Source organism: Pseudomonadota bacterium (assembly GCA_026388275.1).
Taxonomy (GTDB): Bacteria; Desulfobacterota; Syntrophorhabdia; order Syntrophorhabdales; family Syntrophorhabdaceae; genus JAPLKB01.
Window position 1 is genome coordinate 57493 of sequence record JAPLKB010000061.1, and the last position, 9336, is coordinate 66828.

Below are 9336 nucleotides of genomic sequence, written 5' to 3' on the forward strand. Positions count from 1 at the left end.
AGGTGAAAAGAGCATACAGCCGAAGCTGCGAAGTTGGGAGGTTGGGAAGTTTGAATAATGGAATACAGAATTCGAGATTATCAATGCGAGGCAAACATTTAATTCTGTCACTGCGAGGCGAAACCGTGGCAGTCTCGCTAAAAGACATTGGCTCAAACTGTTCAAATGGTTCAAACAGTTCGAGGACAACATGGTGGAAAACGCGATAATAACCATTAAACATGATAAGAAACGTGATAATAACCAATCTCTTGAGAGGGAGCTGTGCTGATGACTGAACCTTCGGGGGGACAGACATGAGCCCATGTGACAGAATAAGGAGAAATAGATGATTCACGAATATTACGCCCATAGCCTTCCTGGAAGACCGAAAGAAGAATGGCAGCGGCTTGAAAACCACTTAAAAAATGTGGCAGAACTGGCAAAGGGCTTTGCGGAGGAATTCGGGGCGGGGGAGCGTGTCTGCATTAGCCGACTATGCTGGGGTGTACCGGCAATTCAAGGATGGTGGAGATGAATAACCCTTTAAATCAAGAAGGTACTCAGTTTTACGGACGAATCCTCCTTAAAGATAAGACGAAAAGACAACCATTAAAATCACATCTCACGAATGTAGCTAAAAAGGCACTGCAATTTGCAGAAGAAGTTCTACGCATAAGGCCGAGTGACAGCGATGAGGTTAAACAGTGGAAAGAGGTGTTTCATAATACCGCATGGCGTGCCGGCTTATTACACGATCTTGGTAAGTACCGGAAAGAATTTCAAGAATACTTATTTGGCCTGAGGAACCGCAGTCAAGAAACTAATCATTCAGTGTACGGTTCTGCGGCAGCTTGTCATCATTTCAATGATGATGCTTCTGCCTTTGCCATAGCGGGGCACCATGCAGGACTTCACAACATAGGGGATTTGGACAGCATGGTCAATGGTGCTAAATATGATGCCTGTCAGAAATATGCTCAACTGCTCGCCCTTGCCCAAAACGAAAAGGAATTGGGAATCATTCAGGAATTTCATCCTACCCTTATTGATGATACCGATGAAAACGAAAAGCGTCGTTACGAATTCATGACGCGCGTACTGTTTTCGATTATTGTCGATTCTGACCGTTTGGACGCAGAACAATGGGAAATGGAGCAAAAAACAGGAAAGGCTTGGCAACGTTCAACTGTCAAACTCAATGCTGAATCGTTTCTGCAAAAGATTCAAGAGGTGCGCGAGGGGAAAAAACAAGGCCGCCCCAATGATGTCCTTAATCATTTACGCAACACTATTTTTGATGCTTGTATAGAAAAAGGTGGAAGTCTGTCTCAAGGTTTTTTTAGTCTCACAGTGCCGACTGGTGGCGGGAAAACCCTCTCCTCAATGGCCTTCGCCCTATCTCATGCCAAAAAACATGATCTCAGACGTGTAATTGTTGTGATCCCTTATCTGTCCATCATCGAACAAAATGCCAAGGAATACAGAGATGCTCTTGGGGCAGAACTGGTGTTGGAGCATCACTCCGCCGTTGAACTCAATCAAGGTTCCCTCATTGCGGACAATAACGATCCCGACGAACCCACAAGTACCTCGGATATGGAAAAAGTGATGGAAAACTGGGATGTGCCCGTTGTTGTCACTACCAGTGTTCAGTTCATTGAAACGCTCTTTGCCGCATCCTCCGGGCAGGCCCGTAAACTACACAATATCGCAAGAAGTATCGTCATATTTGATGAGGTACAAACATTGCCTGCCCATCTGCTTGAACCAACACTGAATGTTCTGCGTGAATTGAAGGATCGGTGGGGGGTCAGTATTCTTTTCTGTTCAGCCACACAACCAGCCTTCAAAAAATCGGCTGCTTTAAAAAATGGATTTGAACCGGATGAAATGACCCCGATCATTTCATCGCCGGAAAACGTATTCAAAAAGCTTCGTCGCGTGGATTATCGCATAGAACCCAAAGAGAATCCTCTGGATTGGCGGACTATTGCCGAAAGAATGATTGCCCAACCTCAAGCCCTCTGTGTTCTCAATGTCCGCCGTCAGGCTTTTCAGCTTTGGGAGGCTCTGCGGCGTCTCATGCATGAAAGGGGATTTGGCGAAGAAGCCCTGTTTCACCTGTCCTCTGCTATGTGCCCGGCACATCGTTTAGATTTGCTGGGATTATCTGAGAATCCGCCGCCGAATAATATTAAGGAGAGGCTCAGAAACGAAAAACACTGCTGGGTTGCGTCCACGCAGTTGATCGAGGCGGGCGTTGATATTGACTTCCCCAGCGTATTCAGAGCCATGGGGCCTCTGGACTCCATCGTCCAGGCTGGAGGAAGGTGCAACCGGGAAGGGTTATTATGTGATGAACAGGGGAACCTTAGCCATGGCCAGGTGATCATATTCTATCCCGCAGATGGTGGACTTCCTCCTGGTATTTACAGCAAAGGAACAAGTATTACTCCTTCCTATCTTGAGCCTGACAAACTGGCAGAAGATCCGCTTATCTTTGCAGAATACTTTCATGAACTCCACCAAATCACACCGACAGATTTTGATCAGCGCGGCCAACGCACCATTCAGGAAGATCGCGCTCAATTCAGATTTCGCAAAGTAGCGGAACATGCGCGAGTTATTAAAAAAGGTGAGACCATTTCCGTAATCGTGCCCTATGGCAACGGCAAAGCAATAATTGATGAAATCCGTCGCACCAAGGATTTCGATTTCAAAACCATGCGCCGTCTTCAACGATATATGGTGAATGTCCGTAAACAAGAACCCATTTCCGACTTTGTAAAATTAAACAGGCTTGGAGCCATAACACCACTACTGCCTGACCGCCTTGAAATTCCGGTGGTTGGCGATTGGTGCTACAAAATCGATCCGCCCCTTGGGGTGGTCATCGAAAACAGACCATTGGAGGACTTTTTCTCATGAACACACCGAACCTTATTAACATTCGCGTTTGGGGAGATTATGCCTGTTTCACAAGACCGGAGATGAAGGTCGAACGGGTAAGTTACCCCGTCTGTACTCCCTCTGCTGCACGGGGGATACTGGAAGCAATCTACTGGGAACCGCAAATGTATTATGTCATCGATAGTATAACGGTTATTAAAAAAGGCCGATGGTTCAACTTTCGGCGAAACGAAATAACCTCAATTATTAGTTTGAAAGAGACCCAGTCATGGATGGCCGGGAGGACATCGGTCAAGTATATATCTGCCGGAGGAGGCGCTCCAGATGCAGCACAGAGGAACATGCTTGGGTTGGCAGACGTGGAATATATCATAACTGCCGAGGCGAGGACAACCAGGCTCCATGATGCTACCAGATTCAACCTGAAAAAATACCTTGAAGAAATTGAAAGACGGGCATCAAAAGGTAAGTGCTACCACCGCCCTGCCTTCGGATGCCGAGAATTCACGGCTGATTTTGAATGGGTTCAGGATGTACAGGAAACTTTGGGAAAAAGAGCCGCAGAAGTGCGTGCTGACAAAGAAGACAAAGACTGGAAGAAAATATGGATCGAAGAAGACCTTGGTCTGATGCTTTACGATGTTTTCGATGTTGACCAGCGTGAAGATGGTTTTAGGTGGTTTATGGAGCAGGAATTAAAGAGTATTCTACTTGAACAAAAACCTGAGCATTTAAGGACAAAAAAGAGCACCCCTTCAGACAGCACAATAAAATATTTCGAGGGAACGGCTATTACACCACGTGCTTCCTTCTTCCATGCCAAAATCAAAGACTCGAGGATGGATTGCCACCCCGACCGGGTTAAAATTATTCCTACCAGAGAAAAGGAGGTGATTTGATGTTTCTTCAATCTCTGTATGAGTATGCACAAAAAAACAGATTACTTGAGAATCTCCCTTTGCAGGGAAGAATTTTACATGCATTGATCCCAGTTAATTCCGATGGAAAGTTGAGATTCGATCACTTAGTCCCACTGACGCGCACCGATGAGAAAGGAAAAGAACGCCCAGGCCAAGAAAGGCGGATGCCACGATTTCCCGGCGAGAACAATGGTGGCAAAGCATATTTTCTTGCGGAGAATTGCACGGCTGTTTTAGGACGTGAGCACTCTGAGGATATAAAAAAAGGGATTTCACCGGGCGATCCGATCCTGAGCAATCCAACAAAAGGTGGTAATCCTACAAAAGCTTTTCTACATTTTTGGAATCAGATTGAACAAGCTTATAATGAAACCAACGATAAGCGTTTGGGCGCATTGCTGTCATTTCGTTCAATCTACCTAATTGAGGATAATGAGAAAATAGCAGGTAATTTACCTTTTATTGAAGTTCAGGCGAACAAGAAGGGTAATCTTGAACTAATGGCAAAAACTAATGAGGGAAACTTTTTGCCTCTGAAAGCAGCAACTTTGGGGTTCAGTGTTGACGGCGAGCCACTAACTATGGAAAACGATACCGATCCCCTCCGTGCATATTGGTTTGATAAATATCTGGGTGAAGCGTTTCAGGATGATGCTGACGAGGCTTCAACTTCAGCTTTAGATGCCCAAAGTGTATGTCTTATATCCGGAGATATTGGCTTACCTATCGCTCGCTCCCATAAGCCTAAAATTCTTGGTGTACCAAGATTATCGTCAGGTGGTTATATTGTTTCATTTGCCAAAGAGGCGCCTGCTTTTTCATCCTATGGTAATGAAATGGGTCAAAATGCCCCTGTGTCTGAGCGTGCTGCTGCATCTTATGTATTAGCCGTCAACGAATTTCTAAAGCAAGAAGATAACCATATCAATATTGGGCCTATATCAATCTGTTTTTGGTCAAAAGTAATCAGCGAAGTGCCAGGACAGTTTAAATCAATGCTGAACCGGGCATATCCGGAACAGATCAGAAACTTTCTTCTTACACCTTTCGCTGGTATTACCGATAGAGAAGTATTACGCAGAGATCGACTTTACACAGTAGCTCTTACAGGGAATGCAGGGCGGGTAGTAATCTGCCATTGGTTGGATCAGACTTTGGATGACGCTGTTGCTAATTTTAAACGATGGTGGGATGATCTCCAGATTGTCAATTTTTACATAGACTTCGTTGCCGAAGATGCAGGCAGACGGCCATCACCTCTGGCAATTCAAAATCTGGCTCGTGCGACCCTCCGACAATCCAAGAAACAGAAGAATGACAAGCTATTGCCAACCCGCATTGTCCAATTATACCGTTCCGCCCTTGAAGGAACATCGCTCCCAATAACGATGCTTAAGCCTATTCTTGATGAATTTCGCAGTGCCCTTGTCAAGAACGAAGAGAAAAAGCCCACGTACCCTTATAGCCAGTCAAGGTTTGCCCTCATCAAATTAGTATTGATTCGGAATAATAACAAAAAGGAGGAATTTATGCCTGAGTATCAATTAACAGACACAAACGACGCATCATACAATCTTGGTTGTTTGCTCGCTATACTTGAATCCCTGCAGAAACGATCAATGAGAGCAGGAAAGGCGGGGTCTGAACGCGGGGTTGAAAAGCCCAATGCCGGTATCATTGAACGGTATTACGGTCAGGCATCAACGGCCCCGGCACTTGTATTTCCATACCTCTTGTCTCTTTCTCGACATCATTTGTCAAAACTTTCGAAAGGAAACGAGAAGGACAAGCGGGCGGCTAATGCTATTGAGGAGACCATAATTAATATTTGCAAAAAGTTTAAGCCTAATCCCGAAGTGCCAGGTGACCCGCCAAAGTTTCCACGTCTCTTGGACCTCGAACGGCAAGGCCGTTTTGCTCTCGGTTTTTATCAGCAGAAAGCATATGATATCGAGCAAGCAAGGAAATACAAGGCATCTCAGGGAAAAGAGGGTCTTGACATTGTCGATATTGATGAAAGCAACGAAGTAGATAGCGAACCTGTTGAATAGAAAATAAAAATCAAAGGAGAATAAACCATGAATACAATCATCACCAACCGTCACGATATCCTGATTCTTTTCGATGTAACCAATGGCAATCCCAACGGTGATCCTGATGCAGGCAACATGCCCCGCATTGATCCTACCAGCAACAAGGGTTTGGTCTCGGATGTCTGCCTGAAAAGAAAAATACGAAACTACGTAATGGATTTTTGCAAGGATAACAGGTTTGATATTCTGGTGAAACAGGGGAATATTATTAACAATGAGATTACAACCGCTATAACAGATGCAACTGAGACACTCCCAAATAAAGGTAAATCTACCGACAAAGAAAAAGCCGAAGCTGCTATGAAATGGCTCTGTAACAAATTCTACGATGTCAGGGCTTTTGGTGGAGTACTTTCAACCGGGAAAGACGTTCTTCAGGGCTCTGCTTTTGGGCAAGTACGTGGTCCTGTTCAATTTACATTCGCCCGGTCTCTTGATCCTATTACTCCATTGGATATTTCAATCACCCGCTGTGCTGTGACAAAACCAGAGGACGAGAAAAAGGAACGCACCATGGGAAATAAGCATATTGTTCCTTACGCCCTTTATGCAGCCAAAGTGTATGTGTCACCCGTATTTGCCGAAAGAACTGGCTTTACAGATGACGACCTTAACCTTTTCTTTGAAGCGTTACAGTACATGTTTACCCACGACCAATCAGCAGCCAGGGCTGAGATGACCGTCCGTGGCATTTACGACTTTGAACACGTGGGTACTCAGGACCCAAATAATGCCGAGCAGAACAAACATGAAGCCCGCCTCGGATGCTATCACGCGCATAAACTGTTTGAGGGCATAACAGTTGGCCTGGAACAGGGAAAGACCTATCCGGAATCCTTCAATGACTATAAGGACAACATTGTGTGTGCATGGGCCGAAAACAACCTGCCTAAAGGGGTTGTGTTGCACCTCAGACATGAACAACCGGTAGCTTCAATAAGGTTCAAGCCATGACCGAAGGATGTGATCAGCAAGGGTTTTCTCAGGATGACCTTATACCTGTCTCATCTGTTGCCGATCTGGTTTACTGCGAACGACGGGCTGCTCTCCATTTCCTTGAGGGTACTTGGGAAGAAAACCAGTTCACTGCTGAAGGGCATATACTTCATGAGAAAACCCATGAGGCTGATTATGAGATGAGGAAGGATATTCGCATTGTCAGGGGGCTGCGACTACGTTCCCTTAAACTTGGTTTATCGGGTGTAGCTGATGTTGTTGAATTCCGACGCCTGAACACCTCTTTACCTAAGGATAAATCAAACAGTGATATGCCGCCGGGCGTTGCTTTGTCTGGAATCAACGGGTTTTGGGAACCGTTCCCTGTAGAATACAAGAGGGGCAAATTAAAACACGAAAAAAGCTATGAAATCCAACTCTGTGCACAAGCATTATGCATTGAAGAAATGCTGCATGTTCGAGTTATTGGTGGTGCTATCTTTTACGGGAAGTCCATGCGGAGACATGATGTTATTTTTACTGAAGGACTGCGGCAGGAAACAGAAGCTGCTGCAAAACGCATGCATAACCTGATTGATTCAGGGCAGACGCCGAAACCTGTCTATGGAAAGAAATGTGATAGCTGTTCGCTCGTTGATGAGTGCCTGCCTAAGACAATAGCAAAACATAAGTCGGTAAGGCGTTATTTATCGGTTGTTATGAAGGAAACATGAAAAAACATCTTAATACTCTTTTTGTCACTACCCAGGGCGCTTATCTTTCGAAGGAAGGCGATACAATAGTTGTAAAAATAGAAGGTGAAACACGGCTTCAGCTTCCCATCCATACAATCTGTGGAGTTGTCTGTTTCGGACAGGTGTCGTGCAGCCCTTATCTAATGGGATTCTGTGCGGAAAAAGGGGTCACAATCAGCTTCTTGTCCGAATATGGCCGTTTTCTCGCAAGGGTTCAGGGACCCGTTTCAGGTAATGTATTGCTGCGCCGCGAGCAGTACCGGTGGGCCGATGACCCAGTTCGTTCTGCAAATATGGCACGGTCATTCATTATCGCCAAAATAGCAAATTGCCGTACCGTTCTTCAACGTGTATTAAGGGATCATACTGAAAAAATTGAAGTGGAAAACGTCCGTCGTACAGTTGCTTTGCTTGGGCGTTGTCTTGAACTATGCAACTACGAGACAAACCTCGATGCTTTGCGCGGGATTGAAGGTGAATCAGCACATGCCTATTTTATGGTTTTCGATAATCTTATCGTTTCTCAAAAAGAGGCTTTCAAGTTTGAGGAACGCAATAGAAGGCCGCCCCTTGACAATGTGAATTGCCTGCTTTCTTTCCTTTATACACTGCTTGTCCACGATGCCCGGTCCGCCCTTGAATCTGTGGGCCTTGACCCTGCCGTAGGTTTTCTGCACCGAGACCGTCCGGGAAGGCCAAGTCTGGCACTCGACCTGATTGAAGAATTTCGTGCCTTCTTGGCTGACAGGCTTGCTCTTTCTCTTATCAATCTTCGACAGGTACAGGATAAGGGTTTTAAAAGAATGGAATCGGGCGCTGTAATTATGGATGACGACACACGAAAGACGGTGCTTAAAACATATCAGGAACGGAAGCAGGAAGAAATACTCCACCCTTTTGTAGATGAAAAGATGTCGGTAGGGCTGTTGATGCACATGCAGGCAATTTTGATGGCACGACATTTACGTGGAGATATGGATGGTTATCCACCGTTCATTTGGAAGTAGGTGAGGCAGTGAATAGTGAATAGAAAAAATAACTGGATAGGATAGAGAGGGGAATATGTTTGTACTGGTCAGCTATGATGTTTCCACTAAAGATGTCACCGGTGAAAAAAGGCTACGTCGGGTAGCCAAGGCCTGTAAAGACTACGGGCAAAGAGTTCAGTATTCCGTTTTTGAATGCATTGTTGACCCGGCTCAATGGGCTATGTTACGTGACAGACTTATAAGCGAAATAGATGAGGAACAGGATAGCTTAAGATTCTACTATCTTGGTTCTAACTGGAGACGCCGGGTTGAACATATTGGAGCAAAGGAAGGCATTGACCAGGAAGGATTATTGCTAATGTAGTCTATCCGCGAACCTGAAGCTCCCATGAATTGTCTATGGGGTTCGCAGATAGTCTAATGCTTCAATATTAATGGTGTTGTTTAAGGCTCTTTGAAAATTGAACAGGTTGGCAACATGAAATAAGGCGGGTACGCAAAAATATAAAAAAATATTGTTTAATCTAAGAATATTACAAGAAGTAAGTCGCCCCCCGCGCGGGGGCGTGGATTGAAACGAGATCACACGCAGAGGGCTGCGCGTAGGAGGTGGTCGCCCCCCGCGCGGGGGCGTGGATTGAAACATTGAAACGGCGCGGGGCTCTTTGGTAATGCCGGGTCGCCCCCCGCGCGGGGGCGTGGATTGAAACACTACATTAAGTGGCCTCTTGATTTAATGATCATGTCGCCC

General features: G+C 45.4%; 8 protein-coding genes. All 8 read left to right on the plus strand.

Features of this window, described 5'->3' with window-relative positions; genetic code table 11:
• The first annotated feature begins 328 nt into the window (after positions 1 to 328).
• The 8 genes from NT010_15300 to cas2 are packed head-to-tail and all read left to right on the plus strand — an operon-like array spanning position 329 to position 8949.
• Positions 329 to 517 carry a hypothetical protein gene (locus NT010_15300; protein MCX5807407.1) on the plus strand — a complete coding sequence of 63 codons (189 nt, stop codon included), beginning with the start codon at positions 329 to 331 and terminating at the stop codon, positions 515 to 517.
• Complete coding sequence (gene cas3 / locus NT010_15305) at positions 514 to 2910, plus strand: CRISPR-associated helicase Cas3' (GenBank protein ID MCX5807408.1); 2397 nt, start codon at positions 514 to 516, stop codon at positions 2908 to 2910. Before NT010_15300 ends, cas3 begins: the two co-directional genes overlap by 4 nt.
• Positions 2907 to 3791, plus strand: a complete 885-nt coding sequence (gene cas5c / locus NT010_15310) for a type I-C CRISPR-associated protein Cas5c (protein MCX5807409.1) — start codon at positions 2907 to 2909, stop codon at positions 3789 to 3791. Before cas3 ends, cas5c begins: the two co-directional genes overlap by 4 nt.
• Positions 3791 to 5863 (plus strand): type I-C CRISPR-associated protein Cas8c/Csd1, encoded by a 2073-nt coding sequence (cas8c, locus tag NT010_15315; GenBank protein ID MCX5807410.1) that lies wholly within the window; start codon positions 3791 to 3793, stop codon positions 5861 to 5863. Before cas5c ends, cas8c begins: the two co-directional genes overlap by 1 nt.
• Before the next feature lie 27 nt (positions 5864 to 5890).
• A complete protein-coding gene (gene cas7c / locus NT010_15320) occupies positions 5891 to 6859 on the plus strand; it encodes a type I-C CRISPR-associated protein Cas7/Csd2 (GenBank protein ID MCX5807411.1) in 969 nt (322 codons plus the stop codon).
• Positions 6856 to 7575 (plus strand): CRISPR-associated protein Cas4, encoded by a 720-nt coding sequence (gene cas4 / locus NT010_15325; protein ID MCX5807412.1) that lies wholly within the window; start codon positions 6856 to 6858, stop codon positions 7573 to 7575. The genes cas7c and cas4 overlap by 4 nt, the downstream gene beginning before the upstream one ends.
• A complete protein-coding gene (gene cas1c, locus NT010_15330) occupies positions 7572 to 8603 on the plus strand; it encodes a type I-C CRISPR-associated endonuclease Cas1c (GenBank protein MCX5807413.1) in 1032 nt (343 codons plus the stop codon). The genes cas4 and cas1c overlap by 4 nt, the downstream gene beginning before the upstream one ends.
• Before the next feature lie 55 nt (positions 8604 to 8658).
• A complete protein-coding gene (gene cas2 / locus NT010_15335) occupies positions 8659 to 8949 on the plus strand; it encodes a CRISPR-associated endonuclease Cas2 (protein MCX5807414.1) in 291 nt (96 codons plus the stop codon).
• The last annotated feature ends 387 nt before the right edge of the window (positions 8950 to 9336 follow it).

What these genes read in the sequence shown, in the direction of transcription:
- NT010_15300 (MCX5807407.1), top strand. Translation starts at nt 329, where the DNA reads ATGATTCACGAATATTACGCCCATAGCCTTCCTGGAAGACCGAAAGAA.
- cas3 (MCX5807408.1), top strand. Translation starts at nt 514, where the DNA reads ATGAATAACCCTTTAAATCAAGAAGGTACTCAGTTTTACGGACGAATC.
- cas5c (MCX5807409.1), top strand. Translation starts at nt 2,907, where the DNA reads ATGAACACACCGAACCTTATTAACATTCGCGTTTGGGGAGATTATGCC.
- cas8c (MCX5807410.1), top strand. Translation starts at nt 3,791, where the DNA reads ATGTTTCTTCAATCTCTGTATGAGTATGCACAAAAAAACAGATTACTT.
- cas7c (MCX5807411.1), top strand. Translation starts at nt 5,891, where the DNA reads ATGAATACAATCATCACCAACCGTCACGATATCCTGATTCTTTTCGAT.
- cas4 (MCX5807412.1), top strand. Translation starts at nt 6,856, where the DNA reads ATGACCGAAGGATGTGATCAGCAAGGGTTTTCTCAGGATGACCTTATA.
- cas1c (MCX5807413.1), top strand. Translation starts at nt 7,572, where the DNA reads ATGAAAAAACATCTTAATACTCTTTTTGTCACTACCCAGGGCGCTTAT.
- cas2 (MCX5807414.1), top strand. Translation starts at nt 8,659, where the DNA reads ATGTTTGTACTGGTCAGCTATGATGTTTCCACTAAAGATGTCACCGGT.